The sequence below is a fragment of the Monashia sp. HAY1-11D genome (assembly GCF_056868035.1).
The window spans coordinates 3871743-3891434 of sequence record NZ_CP200320.1 but is presented as its reverse complement, the minus strand read 5'-3'; the positions used below and the strand labels follow the sequence as shown (position 1 = coordinate 3891434).

The following is a 19692-nucleotide window of genomic DNA, read 5'->3' as shown; positions in this document are numbered from 1 at the left end:
CCCCTAGAGCCAGCCGGAGCGCTTGAACGCGCGGTAGAGACCCAGGCACGACGCCGCCATGACGGCCAGGGCGACGAAGTAGCCGTAGTAGAACTCGCCGCTGCTCGTGTGGATGCTGGCGGTGAGCTCCGGGATGCGGTCGAAGTTCATGCCGTAGATACCGGCGATCATCGTCGGCACCGCGGCGATGGCGACCCACGCCGAGATCTTGCGCATGTCCTCGTTCTGCTGGATCCCCACCGAGGCCAGGTGGGCCGACAGGACGTCGGTCAGCAGCCGGTCGTAGGACTCGACGTGGTCGTTGACGAGGCGCAGGTGGTCGGCGACGTCGCGGAAGAAGACGAGGATCTCCGTCGGCAGGAACCGGCCGCGGCCGCGCTCCATGAAGTTGGCGAGGGTGTCGGCGAGCGGCTTGCTCGCGCGCCGGAACTCGAGCACCTCGCGCTTGAGGCGGTAGATCGTGTTGGCGTCACCCTGCTGGTCCGAGCCGAGGACCTCCTCCTCGATCTGGTCGAGGTCCTTCTTGATCTCGGCGTCGACGACGACGTAGTTGTCGACGACGGAGTCCATGACGGCGTGCAGCACCGAGAGGGGTCCGTGGTCGAGCCGCTCCGGGTCGGCTTCGAGCCGCTGACGCACGCCGGCGAGGGGGTTGCCCTCGCCGTGGCGCACCGTGACGACGAAGCGGTCACCGATGAAGAGCATGACCTCGCCGGTCTCGATGTCGCTCGTGACCTCGACGTAGCGCAGGGTCTTGAGGACGACGAACGTCGAGGTCTCGTACTGCTCGATCTTGGCGCGCTGCCGGCCGTTGACGGCGTCCTCGACGGCCAGCGGGTGCAGGTGCAGCTCCTCGTTGACGAGGTCGAACTCCTCGTCGGTGGGGTCCTTGAGCCCGATCCAGAGGAAGCCGTCTTGGGTGAGGCGCAGCACGTCGAGCTCGTCGCTGAGGTCGCCGCACCCCTGCCGCTTGCCGTTGCGGTAGATGGCCTTGTCCACGATCACCCCCCTATGTCACCACGCCGTCCTGCGAGGGGACTGGAGGCCGAGGTCACCTGCGCGTCTAGGCTGGCGCCCGTGCCCACCGTGATCTTCGTGCGCCACGGCCGCTCGAGCGCCAACGTCTCGGGCACGCTCGCCGGCTGGATGCCCGGCGTCTTCCTCGACGAGACCGGTGAGGCGCAGGCCGCCTCGGTCGGGGCGCGTCTGGCCGCGGCGACGCTGCCCGTCGTGGAGGTCGTGTCCTCCCCGCTGGACCGGTGCGTCCAGACGGCCGACCTGCTCTGCGCACCGCTGCCCGGCCGCGTCCGCCGCAGCGTCCACGACGGGCTGGGGGAGTGCCGCTACGGGGCCTGGACCGGCCGACCGCTCGCCGAGCTGGCCCGCGAGGAGCTGTGGAAGGTCGTGCAGGACCGTCCGAGCGAGGCCCGGTTCCCCGACTCCGCCCAGTACCCGGGCGAGTCGATGGTGCAGATGCAGGACCGGGCCCTGCAGGCGGTCCGCGAGGTGGATGCGCGGATCCTCGAGACGCACGGCCCGGACGCCGTCTGGGTGGCCGTGTCGCACGGTGACGTCATCAAGGCCGTCCTGTCGCACGCCACGGGTGCCCACCTCGACGACTTCCAGCGGATCTTCGTCGACCCGGCCTCGGTGAGCGTCGTCCGGTACACGAGCCGCAAGCCCTTCGTCCTGCGCGTCAACGACGTCGGCGGGGACCTGACGGGGCTGCGGCCGGACGGGCGGCCGGCGGTCCCGGAGGGCGACGCGGTCGTCGGCGGTGGCGCCGGACCTGCGGACCTCGTCGGATAGGGTCGAACGCATGACGGTCCAGGACTTCGACCCCGCCGACCGGTTCGTCGCCGGCACCGTCGGACCGACGGGACAGCGGGCCTTCTACCTCCAGGCCACCGACGGCCTGCGCCTCGTCACGGTGGGGCTCGAGAAGCAGCAGGTCGCGATCCTCGCCGACCGCATCAACGACGTCCTCGACCAGCTGGCCCCGGCGGCCGCGGTCGAGCCCGGCCAGCCCGGTGGCGCGTCCGAGGACACCGAACCGCTGCAGACGCCCTTCGACGAGGACTGGCACGTGCAGACCCTCTCGCTCGCCTGGGACGAGGACCGCCAGCGCATCGTCATCGAGTGCCACGACCACGACCCGGACGAGGTCGACGAGGACGACGACGAGGAGCCGGTCGGCCCGCTCGGACGCAACTCGCTGCGGGTGACCCTCGACCCCGCCGACGCGCGGGCCTTCGCCCGCCGCAGCTCGGCGCTCGTGGCCGCCGGCCGGCCCCCGTGCCCGTTCTGCGGCGGGCCCCTCGACCCCACGGGCCACATCTGCCCGCGGGCCAATGGCTACCGCCGCTGAGACGCACCCGCAGCCGGTCGACCTCACCGGCGAGCTCGAGGTGCTGGGGCGCGTCGCCGGGTCCTCGAACATGGCCGTCGTCGCCCGCGTGTCGACGCTGCCCGGTGGGCACGTCGTCTACAAGCCCGTGCGTGGCGAGCGACCGCTCTGGGACTTCCCCGAGGGCACCCTGGCGGGCCGCGAGGTCGCGGCACACGTGGTGTCCGAGCTGGGTCGGTGGCACGTCGTGCCGCCGACGGTGCTGCGCGACGGCCCGCTCGGGCCCGGCTCGGTGCAGCTGTGGGTCGGTGACCCCTTCGACCCGGTGCCCGACGACGCCGTCGTCGACCTCGTCCCGGAGGGCCGTGCCCCTGCGGGATGGCACGCCGTCTTCGACGGCGAGGCGCCGGGCGGCTCGGCGGTGACCGTGGTGCACTCCGGCGCCGACGACGTGCGCTCGCTGGCGGTGCTCGACGCCGTCATCAACAACAGCGACCGGAAGGGCTCGCACTGCCTCCGCGACGCGTCGGGCCGGCTGTGGGCCATCGACCACGGGGTCACGTTCTCGCCGGTCCCCAAGCTGCGGACGGTGCTCTGGGGCTGGGCAGGCGAGCCGTTCGCCGACGCCGACCGCGAGCGCCTGGCCCTGTTGTCCGCCGCCCTCGACGAGGAGGCCGAGCGTGACCGGCTGCTCGCGCTCCTGCCCGAGGGCGACGTCGACGCGCTGGTCCTGCGGGTGGAGCGCCTGCTGGACCGCGGCATCCATCCGTACCCGAGCCCCGGCTGGCCGGCGGTCCCCTGGCCGCCGCTGTGACGCCGGCACCGCGGCGGACGCCGGTCGAGGGGTGTGGGCGGCCCGGGATAGAGTCTGCGCGTGAGAAGCTGGCCCACGCCGTTCATCCCGCAGGTCCCCGGCTCCGCCCCCGAGGTGAAGGTCCGCGACACGGCGACCGGCGAGCTCGTCCCCGCGGCAGCGGGGCCTGAGGCCACGGTCTACGTCTGCGGCATCACGCCCTACGACGCGACCCACCTCGGGCACGCCGCCACGTACGTCACGTTTGACCTGCTCGGCCGCATCCTGCGCGACAGCGGCCGCACGGTCCGCTACGTCCAGAACATCACCGACATCGACGACCCCCTGCTCGAGCGTGCCGAGCGCGACGGCATCGACTGGCGCGACCTCGCCACCCGCGAGATCGCCCTGTTCCGCGAGGACATGACCGCGCTCGGCGTGATCCCGCCGGACGAGTACCTCGGAGCCGTCGAGAGCATCCCGACGTTCGTCGCCCCGATCGAGCGGCTCGTCGCCGACGGCGCCGCCTACCCGGTGCCCGCCCCTGACGCGTCGCGCGAGGGCGCGACCGACGTCTACTTCGACGTCGCGCGGGACCCGCGCTTCGGCTCGGTGAGCCACCTCGACGAGGACGGCATGCTGGAGGTCTTCGAGGAGCGCGGCGGCGACCCCGACCGGCCCGGCAAGCGCAACCGGCTCGACGCGCTCCTGTGGCGGGCCCACCGCGAGGGCGAGCCCGAGTGGGACGGCGGCGGCCTCGGTCCCGGCCGACCCGGCTGGCACATCGAGTGCGCCTGCATCGCGATGGACCACCTCGGTGTGCCCGTCGACGTCCAGGGCGGCGGCACGGACCTCGTGTTCCCGCACCACGAGATGAGCGCGGCGCACGCCAGGGCGCTGAGCGGCGCCCCGGCCTTCGCCGGCGCGTTCGTCCACCAGGGCATGGTCGGGCTCGACGGCGAGAAGATGAGCAAGAGCCGCGGCAACCTCGTGCTCGTCTCCCAGCTGCGGCGCGAGGGCGTGGACCCCATGGCGATCCGCCTCACCCTGCTCGCCAAGCACCACCGCGAGGACTGGATGTACGACGACGCGATGCTCGTCGACGCGCAGCAGCGGCTCGAGACGTGGCGAAAGGCCTTGTCCGGCAACGGCGGTCCGGTCGCCGACCAGACCGTCGAGGACATCCGCGCGGCCCTCGCCGACGACCTCGACAGCCCGCGCGCGCTCCAGGCCGTCGACCGCTGGGCCGCGCAGGCGTTGACCCGCGGCGGTGACGACCCCGGCGCGCCCGGCGTCGTCGGACGCGCGCTCGACGCGCTGCTCGGCGTCCGCCTCTGAGGCAGGACGCCCGGGACGGTCAGCGACCGCGCTGGTCGTCGTCCCGGCCGCGCAGGTACCGCTCGAACTCGCGCGCGATGGCGTCGCCGCTCGCCTCCGGCAGCTCGGCGGTGTCCTGGGCCTCCTCGAGCGACTGCACGTACTCGGCGACCTCCTCGTCGGACTGCGCGAGCTCGTCGACGCCGCGCTCCCACGCCCGGGCCGTCTCCTCGAGGTCGGCGTGCGGCACCGTGATGCCGAGGAGGGCCTCGATGCGGCGCAGCAGGCTCAGCGTCGCCTTGGGCGAGGGCGGGCCACCGGCGTAGTGCGGGACGGCGGCCCATGCCGACACCGTCGGGATGCCGGTGTCGGCGGCCGTGTGGCTGAGGACACCGACGATGCCCGTGGGGCCCTCGTAGCGGCTCGCCTCGACGTCGAAGCGGTGCATCGCCGAGTCGTCCTCGGCGGTGGCCGTGACCGGGATCGGACGGGTGTGGGGCACGTCGGCGAGCAGCGCGCCGAGCGTGAGGATGGTCGTCACGCCGAGCTGCTGGGCCAGCTCGAGCAGCTCGATGCAGTAGGCGCGCCAGCGCATCGAGGGCTCGATGCCCTGGACGAGGACGACGTCGCGGTCGAAGCCGGTGTCGGTGGCCACGAGGATGCGGGTGGTCGGCCAGGTGAGGACCCGGCGGCCGTCCTCGACCGACACACGCGGCCGGTTGACCTGGAAGTCGTAGTACTCCTCGGGGTCGAAGGCGGCGACGAGCTCGGCGTCCCACACGTCGGCGAGGTGACGCACGGCGCTCGTGGCGGCCTCACCCGCGTCGTTCCAGCCCTCGAAGGCCGCGATGAGCACCGGGTCGTTGAGCTCCGGCACGTCCTCGAACTCCAGCACCTTGCCTCCTTCGTCGCGGCCGCGCCCGCGACCACACCGCCAGCCTATGCCGTGGTGCGGACGCCGTGCCCGCACTGCGGGCGGCGACGCGCCCGTCGGCACGGGTCCGTAGAATTCGGTCGGTCCGACGTTCCGCGACCCGATCCCCGGCCGCCCGCCGAGAGGAGACCCCTTGACCCAGTCGCCGCAGGTGCGGCCCGACGCCACCGATGCCCTCACCGCGACGCTCCGCGAGCGGATCATGGTGCTCGACGGGGCGATGGGCACGGCGATCCAGCGCGACCGGCCGGACGAGGCCGGATACCGCGGCCAGCGGTTCAAGGACTGGCACACCGACGTCCAGGGCAACAACGACCTGCTGTCGATCACCGCCCCCGAGATCATCGCCGGCATCCACCGCGAGTACCTCGAGGCCGGCGCCGACATCATCGAGACGAACACCTTCAACGCCACGGCGATCTCGCTGTCGGACTACGGCATGGAGGACCTCGCCTACGAGATCAACCACGCGTCGGCAGCACTGGCCCGCCGCGAGGCCGACGCGATGACCGCGCGCACGCCGGAGCGTCCCCGCTGGGTGGCCGGCGCGCTGGGCCCGACGTCGCGCACGGCGTCGATCTCACCGGACGTCAACGACCCGGGTGCGCGCAACGTGACCTTCGACGGTCTGGTCGCGGCCTACCTGGACGCCGCGCGCGGCCTCGTCGACGGCGGCAGCGACCTGCTCTTCGTCGAGACGATCTTCGACACGCTCAACGCCAAGGCGGCCATCTTCGCCCTCGAGCAGCTCTTCGACGAGCGCGGTCGGCGCTGGCCGGTCGTCGTCTCCGGCACCATCACCGACGCGTCGGGGCGCACCCTGTCGGGCCAGGTCACGGAGGCGTTCTGGAACTCCGTGCGCCACGTGCACCCCATCGCCGTCGGCCTCAACTGTGCGCTCGGCGCCAAGGAGATGCGTCCGTACATCGCCGAGATGTCGCGGGTCGCCGACACGTTCGTCTCCTGCTACCCGAACGCCGGGCTGCCCAACGCCTTCGGTGAGTACGACGAGGCGCCGGACGAGACCGCGGCGATCCTGTCCGAGTTCGCCGACGCCGGGTTCGTCAACCTCGTCGGCGGCTGCTGCGGCACGACACCGGAGCACATCGCCTCGATCGCCAAGGCCGTCGACGGCAAGCCACGGCGCGAGGTGCCGACGCCCCGGCCCGCCATGCGCCTGTCGGGCCTCGAGCCCTTCACCATCGATGCCGACAGCCTGTTCGTCAACGTCGGCGAGCGCACGAACATCACCGGCTCGGCCCGCTTCCGCTCGCTCATCAAGGACGGCGACTACGACACCGCGCTGTCCGTGGCCGCGCAGCAGGTCGAGAACGGCGCCCAGGTCATCGACGTCAACATGGACGAAGGCATGATCGACGGCGTCGCGGCGATGGAGCGCTTCCTGCGGCTCGTCGCGAGCGAGCCCGACATCAGCCGGGTGCCCGTCATGGTCGACTCGAGCAAGTGGGAGGTCATCGAGGCCGGCCTCAAGCAGGTCCAGGGCAAGCCCATCGTCAACTCGATCTCGCTCAAGGAGGGCGAGGCGTCGTTCGTCGAGCACGCCCGGCTCGTCCGCCGGTACGGCGCCGCGGCGGTCGTCATGGCCTTCGACGAGGACGGCCAGGCCGACTCGCTCGAGCGCCGCACGGCGATCTGCGAGCGCGCCTACCGGATCCTCACCGAGCAGGTCGGCTTCCCGGCCGAGGACATCATCTTCGACCCCAACGTCTTCGCCGTCGCCACCGGCATCGAGGAGCACGCCTCGTACGGGCGCGACTTCATCGAGGCCACGCGCTGGATCAAGCAGAACCTGCCCGGCGCCAGGGTGTCCGGCGGCATCTCCAACGTCTCGTTCAGCTTCCGCGGCAACAACCCCGTCCGCGAGGCCATCCACGCCGTGTTCCTCTACCACGCCATCGCGGCGGGCCTCGACATGGGCATCGTCAACGCCGGTGCCCTCGCCGTATACGACGAGGTCGACGCCGAGCTGCGGGAGCGCATCGAGGACGTCGTGCTCAACCGTCGGCCCGACGCCGCCGAGCGGCTCCTCGAGATCGCCGAGTCCTACAACCGCGACTCGGCCGCGGCGGAGGCCGACGAGGAGGAGTGGCGCTCGCTGCCGGTCGCCGAGCGCATCACGCACGCCCTCGTCAAGGGCATCGACGGGTACGTCGAGGCCGACACGGAGGAGCTCCGGGCCGAGATCGCCGGGCGAGGCGGCCGGCCCATCGAGGTCATCGAGGGTCCTCTCATGGACGGCATGAACGTCGTGGGCGACCTCTTCGGCGCGGGAAAGATGTTCCTGCCCCAGGTGGTCAAGAGCGCGCGGGTCATGAAGAAGGCCGTCGCCTACCTCATCCCCTTCATCGAGAAGGAGAAGGCCGCCGACCCCGAGCTGGCCAAGCAGAAGGACACCAACGGCACCATCGTCATGGCCACGGTCAAGGGCGACGTCCACGACATCGGCAAGAACATCGTCGGCGTCGTCCTGCAGTGCAACAACTACGAGGTCATCGACCTCGGCGTCATGGTGCCCGCCCAGAAGATCCTCGACGCGGCCAGGGAGCACGACGCCGATCTCATCGGCCTGTCCGGCCTCATCACCCCCTCGCTCGACGAGATGGTCGGTTTCGCGGCCGAGATGCAGCGCACCGGCATGACGATCCCGCTGCTCATCGGCGGCGCGACCACGTCCCGGGCACACACGGCCGTCAAGGTGGACAAGCGGTACGACGGCCCGGTCGTCTGGGTCAAGGACGCCTCGCGCTCGGTCCCGGTCGCCGCCGCCCTGCTGTCGGACGAGCAGCGTCCCCGGCTGCTCGCCCAGGTCAAGGCCGACTACGACGCGCTGCGGGCCCGGCACGCCGCCAAGACCGAGCGCAAGCTCCTGCCGCTGGCGGCCGCTCGCGAGCGTCGCACCCCGGTCGACTGGACCGGGTACCGGCCGCCGCACCCGCACCTGCTGCTCCAGCAGGAGAAGGACGTCTCCACGATCACCCGGTCGCGCACCGCCCCGCAGCACGTCCGGGCCTTCCACGACTACCCGCTCGCCGAGCTGCGCCGGTACATCGACTGGTCGCCGTTCTTCTCGGCGTGGGAGCTGAAGGGCACCTACCCCGACATCCTCAACAACCCGGCGAGCGGACAGGCCGCCCGCAAGCTGTTCGAGGACGCACAGGCGATGCTCGACCGCATCGTCGAGGAACGGTGGCTGACGGCCAACGGCGTCATCGGGTTCTTCCCGGCCAACGGTGTCGGTGACGACATCGAGGTGTACGCCGACGAGTCGCGCGCCGAGCCGCTGGCCGTGCTGCACCACCTGCGACAGCAGGGCGAGCACCGCGCCGGCGTGCCCAACCGCTCGCTCGCCGACTTCGTCGCCCCGAAGGGCACGCGTGACTGGGTCGGCGGCTTCGCCGTGACCGCCGGGCTCGGCAGCGCCGAGCGGGTGGCCCGGTTCCGCGAGCGCCTCGACGACTACGACGCGATCCTGCTCGAGGCGCTCGCGGACCGGCTCGCCGAGGCCTTCGCCGAGCGGATGCACGAGCGGGTGCGCAAGGAGTTCTGGGGCTACGCGCCCGACGAGCACCTCAGCAACGCCGCGCTCATCAAGGAGCAGTACGCGGGCATCCGTCCGGCGCCCGGCTACCCCGCCTGCCCCGAGCACACGGAGAAGCGCACCCTGTGGGACCTGCTCGACGTGGAGGCCCGCACCGGCATCACGCTCACCGACAGCATGGCGATGACGCCCGGGGCCTCGGTCTCCGGCTGGTACTTCTCGCACCCGGAGTCGCAGTACTTCGTCGTCGGCCGCGTCGACCGCGACCAGGTGGCCGACTACGCGCAGCGCAAGGGGTGGACGCTGGCCGAGGCGGAGCGCTGGCTCTCGGCCAACCTCGCCTACGACCCGGAGGACTGACGCCGTGACCGGCCCCGCAGCACCCGTCCCGACGGACCGCCCGGCCCTGCCGGCGGCGGTCCTCTGGGACATGGACGGCACGCTCGTCGACACGGAGCCCTACTGGATCGAGGCCGAGCACGAGCTCGTCGCGGCGCACGGCGGCGTGTGGAGCGACGAGTTCGCCCACCAGCTCGTCGGCAACGCGCTGGAGGTGTCGGCCCAGCTCATCATCGACCAGTCGGGCATCGCGCTGTCCGTGCCCGAGATCATCGACGCCCTCCTCGTGCGCGTCATCTCCCGGGTGGAGCAGCGCGTGCCGTGGCGCCCGGGAAGCTCGCGAGCTGCTCCTCGAGCTGGGCTCGCTCGGCGTGCCGAACGTGCTCGTCACGATGTCGTGGCGCTCCCTCGCCGAGACCGTCGTGCGACACCTGCCCGACGGCGCCTTCGCCGCGCTCGTGACCGGTGACGAGGTGAGCCACGGCAAGCCGCACCCCGAGCCCTACCTCGCCGCCGCCCGGGTCCTCGGGGTCGAGCCGGCCGACTGCGTCGCGATCGAGGACTCGCCCGCAGGGGTGCGCTCGGCAGCTGCCGCGGGCGTGCCGACGATCGCGATCCCGCACGTCGTGCCGGTGCCGGCCGTCGCCGGCGCGGTCCGCATCGACACCCTCGCGGGCGTGGCCGCTGCCGACCTGACCGGGATCGTGTCCGCGGCCGGCATCGCCTCCTGACCAGCCGGCCTCTCGGGCCCGACTGCGCGCCGGTGCCGGCGCGCGTGCGCGTACCCGGCAGGGTGAGCGCTACCGACGCCGAACGTCCGCAACGAGGGATACGTTGCCGACATGCCCGACCTCACGATCAAGGCGCTCACGCCGGAGACGTTCGACGACTTCGCCGATCTCGTCGAGCGGAACGCGCTCAGCGACCGCGACGGCGGCTGCGGGTACCGCCACGGCGGGGGGCGGCGCCTCGCTGAGGCAGTGAGCGCCCCGGACTGCGGCGTCGGTCGCTCGTGCCGCTCGAGCCGCTCGAGCCACTCGTTGCGGTTCTGCCACCCCCGTCGGGGCTGGGTGTCGTGCCCCGGCTGCTGTTCTCCGTGCGGCCGCGGACGATGCCGATGAACACCTCGACGCCGGGGTCGGGGTCGTCGACGCGCCAGGCCAGCCCGATCCGGGAGCCGGCGACCCCGTGGACCGGCCGGTGCACGACGTCCTGGCGATGGTGCAACCGCGCGATCGACAGCGGCAGGATGGCGATCCCGCCTCCCGCTGCGACGACCTCCACGACCTCGGCGTCGGTCATCGGCGGCATCGTCGCGGACCGGTCCTTCGCGTCGCGGCTGGCGACGGCGGCCCACTCCGGCACGGCGTCCGGACCCTGGACGAGGACCTCGTCGGCGAGGTCCTCGACCTCGACCTCCTCGAACGCCGCCACGACGTGCTCGCGGGAGGCGACGACGACGGGCACCTCCTCGTAGAGCGGGATGAGGTGCAGGCCCTCGCGTGCGACGGGCAGCCGGACCAGCGCCATCGACGCCTCACCGGCGCGGACGGCGTCGAGCTGCACGTCGACGGTGACGGGCACGAGCTCGAGTTCGCGGTCAGCCACCCGGCGCGCCCAGCGACGGGCCCACTTGTCCGGGGACACGCCGGCGACGAAGTCGACGCGGAAGGCGGAGGTCATCCTGGGCCTCCTGTCGGGGTGGGGCCGGGCGGGGTTCCCGACGAGGGTAGTGCAGCCGGCGCACCCCCTTCCCGGTCAGCGGTGCTGGGCGGACCACGCCCCCGCGGCCGCCGCCTCGGCCAGCAGCTCCGCGAGACCCTCGTGGTCGTCCCGGACCAGGCCCGTCGTGACGCGCACGTGTCCGCCCGCACCCGAGCCGTTGTCGACGGAGAACGGTGACCCGGGCGTCACCGCGATGCCCTGGCTCGCGAGGCGCAGCACCGCGGCGCTCTCGTCGCGGACCGGCACCCAGATGTTGAGGCCCTCGGTGCCGGGCACGGTCACGCCCAGGCCGGCGAGCCGGTCGACGACGAGCTCACGGCGCCGGGCGTACTCGGCGCGGGCGCGCCCGATCGCCCGCACGGCGTCGGGGTCGGTGAGCAGGCCGGCGAGGACCCGCTGGAGCAGCCGGCTCGACCAGCCCTGCCCGAGGGACCGCGCGTGCCGCAACGGGGCGAGCAAGGCCGCGGGCCCGCTCAGCGCGGCCAGGCGCAGGTCCGGTCCGTGCGACTTGCTGAAGCTGCGGACGTGCAGCACCTGTTCGGGCACCCACGCCCCGAGGCTCGTCGGCGACGAGCTCGCGATGGGGCCGCTCGAGTCGTCCTCGACGACGACGAGGTCGCGGCCGCTCACGAGCGAGGCCAGGCGTCGGGCCCGCGTCGGCGACATCGTGACGCCGGTCGGGTTCTGCCCGCGCGGCTGGAGCACCAGGGCTGTCGGCCGGCGGGCCAGTGCCGACTCGAGGGCGTCGACGTCGAGGCCGGTCTCGTCGAGCGGCACCCCCAGCACGTCGACGCCCCGGTCCTCGAGGAGGTCGAGCAGGGGAGGGAACCCGGGGTTCTCGACGACGACCGTGTCGCCGGGTCGCAGCAACGTGCGCGAGACGATGTCGAGCGCGTCCATGGCTCCGTCGACGACGAGCAGGTCGTCCGGCTCGTACGGCCAGTCGGCGAGGAGCACCTCGCGCAGCTCGGGCAGGACCGGGTCGTCGAGGTAGCTGCTCGGGCCGCGCGGCTCGTCGATCGCCGCCAGCACTCGGGCGAGCGAGGGCAGCAGGGCGGCGTCGGGAATGCCGGTGGACAGGTCGAGGCTGACGGGGGAGTCGTGGCGCAGCGCGCGGGTGTAGCGCTCGCCGCCGCGACGCGTCTCGGCGACGGTCGTGCCGCGCCGGCCGTCCGACCGGATCGTGCCGGACCGCGAGAGCAGCTGCCACGCGGCGCTCACGGTGGTCGGCGACATCATCAGCTCCTGCGCGACCTGCCGGATCGGCGGCAGCAGGTCGCCGGGAAGCAGGCGACCGTCGCGGATCGCGCGGGAGACCGCCTGGGCCAGGCCCTTGGCGGTCGGGTGCTCGAGGCGCTCCTCGAGGTCAGAGATGACGGCACGCACGTCTGTAACATAGCAATCAAGCCTTTGTACCGCACCCATCTGGCACGTAGTGTTGACGGCATGACGACCCCTGCCGTGACCTCCATCGACCACTGGATCTCCGGGACCCGCGTCGCGGGCACCTCCGGGCGCACCGCACCCGTGCACGACCCTGCGACCGGCGTTCGGACCGGTGAGGTGGCGCTCGCCTCGGCCGCCGAGATCGACGCCGCCGTCAAGACCGCCGTCGCCGCTGCACGCGAGTGGCGCACGAGCTCGCTGTCGAAGCGGGCCGCGGTGCTCTTCGCCTTCCGCGAGCTGCTCCACGAGCGCACCGACGAGCTCGCCGCGATCGTCACCGCCGAGCACGGCAAGGTCCTGTCCGACGCCGCCGGTGAGATCGCGCGCGGTCTCGAGAACGTCGAGTTCGCCACCGGCGTGCCGCAGCTGCTCAAGGGGGGCTTCTCCGAGCAGGCGTCGACCGGCGTCGACGTCTACAGCATCCGCCAGCCCCTCGGCGTCGTCGCCGGCATCACGCCGTTCAACTTCCCGGTCATGGTGCCGCTGTGGATGTGCGCCAACGCCATCGCCTGCGGCAACGCCTTCGTCCTCAAGCCGAGTGAGAAGGACCCGTCGGCCTCGCTCTTCCTCGCCGAGCTGTGGAAGGAGGCCGGACTGCCCGACGGCGTCTTCACCGTCGTCCACGGCGACAAGGAGGCCGTCGACGCCCTCCTCGACCACGACGACATCGCCGCCGTCAGCTTCGTCGGGTCGACGCCGATCGCGAAGTACATCTACGAGCGGGGCACCGCGCGCGGCAAGCGCGTCCAGGCCCTCGGTGGCGCCAAGAACCACGCCCTCGTGCTGCCCGACGCCGATGTCGACCTCGCGGCGGACTCCATCGTCTCGGCGGCCTACGGCGCCGCCGGGGAGCGGTGCATGGCCCTGTCGGTGGCCGTCGCGGTCGGCGACGTCGGTGACCGGCTCGTCGCCGCGGTCGCCGAGCGCATCCCCGGCCTGCGCGTGGGCAACGGCGCCGACCCGGGCACCGACATGGGCCCCCTCATCACGCGTGAGCACCGCGACAAGGTGGCGGGGTACGTCGAGGCGGGTGCGCAGTCCGGCGCGACCGTCGTCGTCGACGGGCGCACGAGCGAGGTGCCGGCAGAGGGGTTCTTCCTCGGCATGACGCTGCTCGACGACGTCACGCCCGAGATGACCGTCTACCGCGACGAGATCTTCGGTCCGGTGCTGTCCGTCGTCCGGGTGGACAGCTACGACGAGGGCCTGGCGCTCATCAACCGCAACCCGTACGCCAACGGCACGGCCATCTTCACCCGTGACGGCGGCGCCGCCCGACGCTTCCAGAACGAGGTCGAGGTCGGCATGGTCGGCATCAACGTGCCGATCCCGGTGCCCGTCGCCTACTACTCCTTCGGCGGTTGGAAGGACTCGCTCTTCGGTGACACCCACATGTACGGACCCGAGGGTGTCAACTTCTACACGCGGGGCAAGGTCGTCACGCAGCGCTGGCCCGACCCGGCCACCTCGAGCGTCGACCTCGGCTTCCCCCGCACCCGCTGACCGGCCGGAGAGGACACACCCATGACCGAACTCGACCACCGCAGCGTCATCGCCGAGCAGCTCGACGCCATGGGGGAGGCCGACGTCCGCGCGCTGGACCGCGGGCACGTCTTCCACTCGTGGTCGGCCCAGGGGCTCATCGACCCGCTGCCCATCGCCCGGGCGCAGGGCTCGTACTTCTGGGACTACGCCGGTACGCGCTACCTCGACTTCAGCAGCCAGCTGGTCAACGTCAACATCGGCTACCAGCACCCGAAGGTCGTCGCGGCCATCCAGGAGCAGGCCGCCCGTCTGACGACGATCCAGCCCTCGTTCGCCAACGACGCGCGCAGCGAGGCGGCCCGGCTCATCACCGAGGTCGCGCCCGAGGGGCTGTCGGCCGTCTTCTTCACCAACGGCGGTGCCGAGGCCAACGAGAACGCGATCCGGATGGCGCGTCTGCACACCGGCCGGAACAAGGTGCTCGCCACCTACCGCAGCTACCACGGCGCGACGGCCGGCTCGATCACCCTGACCGGCGACCCCCGCCGCTGGCCCTCCGAGCCCGGCTACCCCGGCATCGTGCACTTCTGGGGTCCGTACACCTACCGCTCGGCGTTCCACTCCGAGAACGAGGAGCAGGAGCGCGACCGGGCCCTGCAGCACCTTCGCGACACGCTCATGGTGGAGGGACCGCAGACCGTCGCGGCCGTCATCCTCGAGACCGTCGTCGGCACCAACGGCATCCTCGTGCCGCCGGACGGCTACCTGCAGGGTGTCCGGGACCTGTGCGACGAGCACGGCATCGTCCTCATCGCCGACGAGGTCATGTCCGGGTTCGGCCGGTGCGGCGAGTGGTTCGCCGTCGACCGCTGGGGCGTCCGGCCGGACCTCATCACGTTCGCCAAGGGGGTCAACTCCGGCTACGTGCCGCTCGGCGGCGTCGTCATCTCCGACGAGGTCCGCGCCTCCTTCGAGACGCGCGCCTACCCGGGCGGGCTCACGTACTCGGGGCACCCGCTGGCCTGCGCGTCCGCCGTCGCGTCGATCAACGCCTTCCACGAGGAGGGCATCATCGACAACGCCCGGATGCTCGGCACCGAGGTCATCGGGCCGGGGCTGGCCGAGCTCGCCAGGAAGCACCCGAGCGTCGGCGAGGTCCGTGGCCTCGGGGTCTTCTGGGCCCTCGAGCTGGTCCGCGACCGGCAGACGCGCGAGCCCCTCGTGCCGTTCAACGCTGCCGGCGAGGCGGCCCGGCCCATGACGGCCTTCGCAGCGGCGTGCAAGGAGCGCGGTCTGTGGCCGTTCACCCACTTCAACCGGACGCACGTCGTGCCGCCGTGCACGACCACGCCGGACGAGGTGCGCGAAGGCCTGGCCATCCTTGACGAGGCACTGTCGGTCGCCGACGAGTTCACGGCCTGAGGCGAACCTCCGGACCGGTCGGCGCGCCGACGTCGACCGGCCCGGGGGCCGACCCCGGCGCCGGGGGGTAGCAGACCTCCCGCATCCAGAGCTCGACGTTGAGGATCCGCCAGAAGACCATCGAGTCGTGCGGGCCACCGCCGGCGAGCCACTGCTCGAAGGCCGCGGCCACGGCGTCCGCGTCGAACCACGGTCGTGCCCGGAAGGAGTCGGAGCCGAACACGTCACGCAGCAGGCCGGGTGACTCACGGAACCAGTCGTCCTGGGGCGTGGTGAAGCCGATCTTGTTGCGGCGCAACGTGATCGACTCGGGCAGTAGATCGCGCACGGCCTCACGGAGCATCCGCTTGTTCCACCCGTCACCCAGGACCGACGCGTCCGGCTGGTCGAACACGAACCGCACGAGGTCGACGGCGAGGAACGGCACCCGGCCCTCGAGCGAGAAGCGCATGGTGTTGCGGTCCTCGTAGCGCAGCAGGGCCGGCAGCGAGCCGACGAAGAGGTCGTGGACGAGGCGCTCGCGCAGTGTCGTGCCGGCGGGGGCATACCGCTCGTCGCGGTGCTCGTCGACGAAGGCGGAGGCCAGCAGCGGTGCCACGGAGGCGTCGTGTGCGGTCGGCAGCAGGCGCCTGGCGCGGTTGGCGACGAGGCCGCGAAGGACGTCGCGCTCGGCCAACGCCTCACGCAGGGCGCGGACCGGGTGGCGGCGCAGCAGGTCGCGCAGGTGCACGACGGTCTGGGGCACGTAGCCGGCGAGCAGCTCGTCGGCCCCCTGCCCGTCGAGCATGACGGTGACGTGACGGGACGCCTCGCGCATGACCCGGTACTGCGCATACGGCCCGGACGAGACGACCGGCTCCTCCTGGCTCCGCACGAAGTCGGCGAGGTCGGCGACGAGGTCCTCGGTGACGGGCGCGACGAGATGGCGCTCGACCCGGTCGCGGCGGCCGTCGAGGGCGTCCTCGACCCACCGGCGCTCGTCGTTGCGGTGTCCGGGGAAGACGGCGGAGAAGGTCCGCTGGCGCACCCCGACCGCGCGGGCGGACGGCTCGGGCAGGAGCTCGTCGACGAGCGCGGCGACCGCAGAGCTGTCGAGCCCTCCGGACAGCGACGTGCCGACGGGCACGTCCGAGGACAGGCGCATCCGCACCGCTCGGGTCAGCGCGTCGCGGAACCGGAGGGAGGTCGCAGGCTCGTGGCGGTCGCCGCGGGACGCGCGCCTGGCCGCGGCGAGAAGGTCCTCGCGCAGCGAGGTGAAGGGGCGGCGGTCCATCCCGTCGGGGCCGATCGTCACGACCTCGCCGGGCAGGACCCGTTCGATGCCGGTGAAGAAGGTGGCCCGGTCGTCGTCGTGGACCCGGAAGCGCAGGTAGCGGTACACCGAGCGCTCGTCCGGCGTGGCGGGCACGAGGCCGGTGGCCAGGATCGGGCGGATCTCGCTGGCGAACAGCCAGCCCTCGCCGCCGGTGCTCCTCACCCGGGCCAGGTGCAGCGGCTTGATGCCGAAGTGGTCGCGGGCGAGCAGGAGCGTGCCGGTCGTGCGGTCCCAGAGCGCCAGGGCGAACATGCCGTCGAAGCGGTCGAGAGCACCGGCGCCCCACTCGACGAGGGCGTGGAGCACGACCTCGGTGTCACTGCGGGTGCCGAACCGGTGGCCTGCTTCGCGCAGCTCGTTCCGCAACGCGTCGTGGTTGTAGACCTCGCCGTTGTAGACGAGGACGTACCTTCCGTCCTCCGTGCACATCGGCTGCCGGCCACCTGCACGGTCGATGATCGCGAGGCGCTGGTGGGCGAACCCGGCCCGGCCCATGTCGTCGGTCCAGGTGCCCGAACCGTCCGGGCCCCGGTGCCGTTGCGCGGCGTCCATGCGCTCGAGCAGGCGCGGGTCCGCGTCCAGCCCGACGTAGCCCGCGATGCCGCACATGCCAACCTCCCGCGGCCGTCGGCACCGGAGACCGGCAAGACCGCAGGCCCAGCGTCGCGGGGCGCGCTGGGCGCCGGCTGGACGGCGACTGCGGAGCCGCTGGACACGCGCCCGGGTCTCACGCTGCCGTGCGTGACGGGGACCCGCACGCGCCGTCCGGGCGTCTCAGGCGTCGATGTCGACCAGCCCCGACGCGGTGGGGTCCACCGCGCGCTCGGCCGCGTCCTCGGGAAGGGGAGGGGGAGTGCCGCCCCACGCCGGGCACAGGGCGCGGTGCTCGCACCAGTCGCACAACCGGCTCGGGCTCGGGCGCCAGTCGCCCGTGGAGGCGGCCCGCTCGATGGCCGCCCAGAGCGCCTTGACCTTGCGCTCGACGCCGAGGAGGTCCTGCTCGTCGGGCTCGTAGGCCACGATCTCGCTGTTGCCGAGGTAGACCAGCTGGAGGCGGCGAGGGATCTCACCGCGCAGCCGCCAGAGCACGAGCGCGTAGAACTTCATCTGGAACAGCGCCTTGGCCTCGAAGTGCTCGGCGGGGGACCGGCCGGTCTTGTAGTCGACGACGCGCATGGCACCGCTCGGGGCGACGTCGAGGCGGTCGACGTAGCCGCGCAGCGTCAGGCCGTCGATCTCGGTCTCGACGTAGAGCTCGCGCTCGGCCGGCTCGAGGCGCGTCGGGTCCTCCAGCCCGAACCACGTACCGAGCAGGGCGTGGGCGTCGGCGAACCATTCCTCGGTGCGACCGTCGCGGTCGGCGAGCAGCCCGAGCAGCTCGGGCTCCTCGCTCGTGAGGCGGTCCCACTCGCGAGGGACGATCGAGACGGCGGCCTCGAGGGTGCGCTCGGCCGCGGGCAGGTCGAACAGGCGCTCGAGGACGGCGTGCACGAGCGTCCCCCGAGCGGTGGCCGGCGTCGGTGGTGACGGCAGCTTGTCGATGACCCGGAAGCGGTAGAGCATCGGGCAGGTCATGAAGTCCGAGGCGCGGCTCGGGGACAGTGCTGCGGCCATGCACCGACTGTAGGCGGCCGGACCGACAGCGCCCGAGGACCACCCACAGGAGCGGGCCGGCCCGCGCGCCGGGCCGCCGGTGTCCACAGGGGCGGAGAAGGCCCCGCACGGCCGGGGGCGGCGGACCGAGGCATAGGGTCTGGGCATGAGCAGCACCGCGCGCCCGGCCGCCGGACCCGGGTGGCGGATCGGCGCCATCGCCGGGACGCCCGTCTACCTGGGCCGCTCCTGGCCGCTCGTCGTCGTGCTCATCATGCTCGTCGTCGTGCAGGCGCAAGGTGGTGGAGGGGCGTCGCTGGGGCAGTCCGTCGTCGTCGCGGCGGCGTTCGCGGTCATGCTGCTCGTCTCGGTCCTCGTGCACGAGGCCGCGCACGCGCTCGTCGCGCTGCGGCGTGGTCATCGGGTCGACCGGATCGTCGCCGACGTGTGGGGCGGCCACACCGTCTACGACGCCACGACGGGGACGCCGGTGTCGACGGCCCTGATCGCCGTGGCGGGCCCCTTGTCCAACCTCGCCCTCGCCCTGCTGGCCTGGCTCGTCCAGCCGCACGCGACGGGCGCCGTGGTCGCGGGCGTCCTCGACGCGGTCACCTACACCAACCTGTTCGTCGGGCTCTACAACCTGCTGCCCGGCCTGCCCCTCGACGGCGGCCAGATCGTCAGCTCGCTCGTGTGGCGGGCGACCGGCCGCAAGGGCACCGGACTCACCGCGGCGGGCTGGCTCGGGCGCGTGGTCGCCGTCGGCAGCGTCCTGTGGTTCGTGGGCAGACCCCTGCTCGAGGGCCAGACGCCGACGCCGGTCGCCCTCGTGTGGACGGCCATGATCGGCTTCTTCCTCTGGCGCGGCGCGTCGGCGGCGATCCGCTCCGGGCAGATCCACGACGCCACGGGTGGGCCGGCCACCGAGGTGCTCGACCCCGTCGTCCTCGTCCCCGGCGAGACCAGCCTCGGTGAGCTCGACCGTGGGCTCGCGCCACGGGCGGACGGGTCCGTCCCGTCCGTGGTGGCAGCCGACCCGGCGGGCTGGCCGCTCGGGATGCTCGACGCTGCGAGTGCCGCCCGGGTACCCGTGGACGTCCGCGACCGGACGCCGTTGTCGTCCGTGGTCCTCGCCCAGCCGGCGTCGTGGGTCGTGGCGCTCGACGCGGACGCGGTGCTCACCGACCTCATCCGCGTCATGAGCTCGCGCGAGCTGTCCTTCGCCGTCGTCGTCGACGAGGCGACCCGTGAGGTGCGGGGGCTGGCCAGCGCGGAGCGGATCAACACCGTCGTCGGCGCGGAGCTGGCCCGGCGCGCGCGCCGCTGAGGGCGCCCCGCCCAGCCCAGCCCAATCGTCCACACCCCCGCGACGCCGGGTCCGGCCGTCCACAGGGCGGGCCGGGACGCTGGTTCGGCC

At 72.7% G+C, this 19692-nt stretch carries 14 protein-coding genes and 1 pseudogene; 9 read left to right on the top strand and 6 right to left on the bottom strand.

Annotated elements, in window-relative coordinates; translation table 11 throughout:
- Positions 1–3 precede the first annotated feature (3 nt).
- Positions 4–1005, bottom strand: a complete 1002-nt coding sequence (gene corA, locus AC1VM9_RS18040) for a magnesium/cobalt transporter CorA (RefSeq protein ID WP_481341736.1) — start codon at positions 1003–1005, stop codon at positions 4–6.
- Between the two features lie 72 nt (positions 1006–1077).
- On the opposite strand from corA, the gene AC1VM9_RS18035 reads away from it, so the two are divergent.
- Genes AC1VM9_RS18035 through mshC form a run of 4 tightly spaced genes read left to right on the top strand, consistent with a single transcriptional unit; the run spans position 1078 to position 4478 of the window.
- A complete protein-coding gene (locus AC1VM9_RS18035) occupies positions 1078–1809 on the top strand; it encodes an MSMEG_4193 family putative phosphomutase (protein WP_481346168.1) in 732 nt (243 codons plus the stop codon).
- Between the two features lie 10 nt (positions 1810–1819).
- Positions 1820–2368 carry a DUF3090 domain-containing protein gene (locus AC1VM9_RS18030; protein WP_481341734.1) on the top strand — a complete coding sequence of 183 codons (549 nt, stop codon included), beginning with the start codon at positions 1820–1822 and terminating at the stop codon, positions 2366–2368.
- Positions 2352–3161: an SCO1664 family protein gene (locus AC1VM9_RS18025; protein ID WP_481341733.1), complete on the top strand. Its 810-nt coding sequence runs from the start codon at positions 2352–2354 to the stop codon at positions 3159–3161. Before AC1VM9_RS18030 ends, AC1VM9_RS18025 begins: the two co-directional genes overlap by 17 nt.
- A gap of 60 nt (positions 3162–3221) precedes the next feature.
- Complete coding sequence (gene mshC / locus AC1VM9_RS18020; RefSeq protein ID WP_481346167.1) at positions 3222–4478, top strand: cysteine--1-D-myo-inosityl 2-amino-2-deoxy-alpha-D-glucopyranoside ligase; 1257 nt, start codon at positions 3222–3224, stop codon at positions 4476–4478.
- Between the two features lie 19 nt (positions 4479–4497).
- Here the strand turns inward: mshC and AC1VM9_RS18015 are convergent, their stop codons facing one another.
- Positions 4498–5352 carry a PAC2 family protein gene (locus tag AC1VM9_RS18015; protein WP_481346166.1) on the bottom strand — a complete coding sequence of 285 codons (855 nt, stop codon included), beginning with the start codon at positions 5350–5352 and terminating at the stop codon, positions 4498–4500.
- Positions 5353–5524: 172 nt separating this feature from the next.
- Between AC1VM9_RS18015 and metH the strand changes: the two genes are divergently transcribed.
- Both metH and AC1VM9_RS18005 read left to right on the top strand, forming a co-directional pair.
- The gene (gene metH, locus AC1VM9_RS18010; RefSeq protein WP_481346165.1) at positions 5525–9310 is read left to right on the top strand and encodes a methionine synthase; all 3786 of its coding nucleotides are present in this window, start codon (positions 5525–5527) and stop codon (positions 9308–9310) included.
- Positions 9311–9380: 70 nt separating this feature from the next.
- Positions 9381–10020, top strand: a pseudogene (locus AC1VM9_RS18005) (HAD family hydrolase).
- 187 nt (positions 10021–10207) lie between these two features.
- On the opposite strand, the gene AC1VM9_RS18000 reads toward AC1VM9_RS18005, so the two are convergent.
- Together AC1VM9_RS18000 and AC1VM9_RS17995 are read right to left on the bottom strand one after the other, a co-directional pair.
- A complete protein-coding gene (locus tag AC1VM9_RS18000; protein ID WP_481346164.1) occupies positions 10208–10972 on the bottom strand; it encodes a LysR family substrate-binding domain-containing protein in 765 nt (254 codons plus the stop codon).
- 75 nt (positions 10973–11047) lie between these two features.
- Positions 11048–12400, bottom strand: coding sequence for an aminotransferase-like domain-containing protein (locus AC1VM9_RS17995; RefSeq protein ID WP_481346163.1), 1353 nt, complete (start codon positions 12398–12400; stop codon positions 11048–11050).
- A 60-nt stretch (positions 12401–12460) separates the two neighbouring features.
- Here AC1VM9_RS17995 and AC1VM9_RS17990 point away from each other — a divergent pair, with 60 nt between their 5' ends.
- Together AC1VM9_RS17990 and AC1VM9_RS17985 are read left to right on the top strand one after the other, a co-directional pair.
- The gene (locus AC1VM9_RS17990) at positions 12461–13963 is read left to right on the top strand and encodes a CoA-acylating methylmalonate-semialdehyde dehydrogenase (protein ID WP_481346162.1); all 1503 of its coding nucleotides are present in this window, start codon (positions 12461–12463) and stop codon (positions 13961–13963) included.
- 21 nt (positions 13964–13984) lie between these two features.
- The gene (locus tag AC1VM9_RS17985; RefSeq protein ID WP_481346161.1) at positions 13985–15367 is read left to right on the top strand and encodes an aminotransferase class III-fold pyridoxal phosphate-dependent enzyme; all 1383 of its coding nucleotides are present in this window, start codon (positions 13985–13987) and stop codon (positions 15365–15367) included.
- Here AC1VM9_RS17985 and asnB read toward each other — a convergent pair.
- A complete protein-coding gene (asnB, locus tag AC1VM9_RS17980; RefSeq protein WP_481346160.1) occupies positions 15357–17291 on the bottom strand; it encodes an asparagine synthase (glutamine-hydrolyzing) in 1935 nt (644 codons plus the stop codon). The two genes, AC1VM9_RS17985 and asnB, sit on opposite strands and share 11 nt — an antisense overlap.
- Positions 17292–17456: 165 nt before the next feature.
- On the bottom strand, positions 17457–18296 hold the full coding sequence (locus AC1VM9_RS17975; RefSeq protein ID WP_481346159.1) for a RecB family exonuclease: 840 nt from the start codon (positions 18294–18296) through the stop codon (positions 17457–17459).
- A 145-nt stretch (positions 18297–18441) separates the two neighbouring features.
- Here AC1VM9_RS17975 and AC1VM9_RS17970 point away from each other — a divergent pair, with 145 nt between their 5' ends.
- Positions 18442–19602: a site-2 protease family protein gene (locus AC1VM9_RS17970; protein WP_483123600.1), complete on the top strand. Its 1161-nt coding sequence runs from the start codon at positions 18442–18444 to the stop codon at positions 19600–19602.
- Positions 19603–19692: the final 90 nt, after the last annotated feature.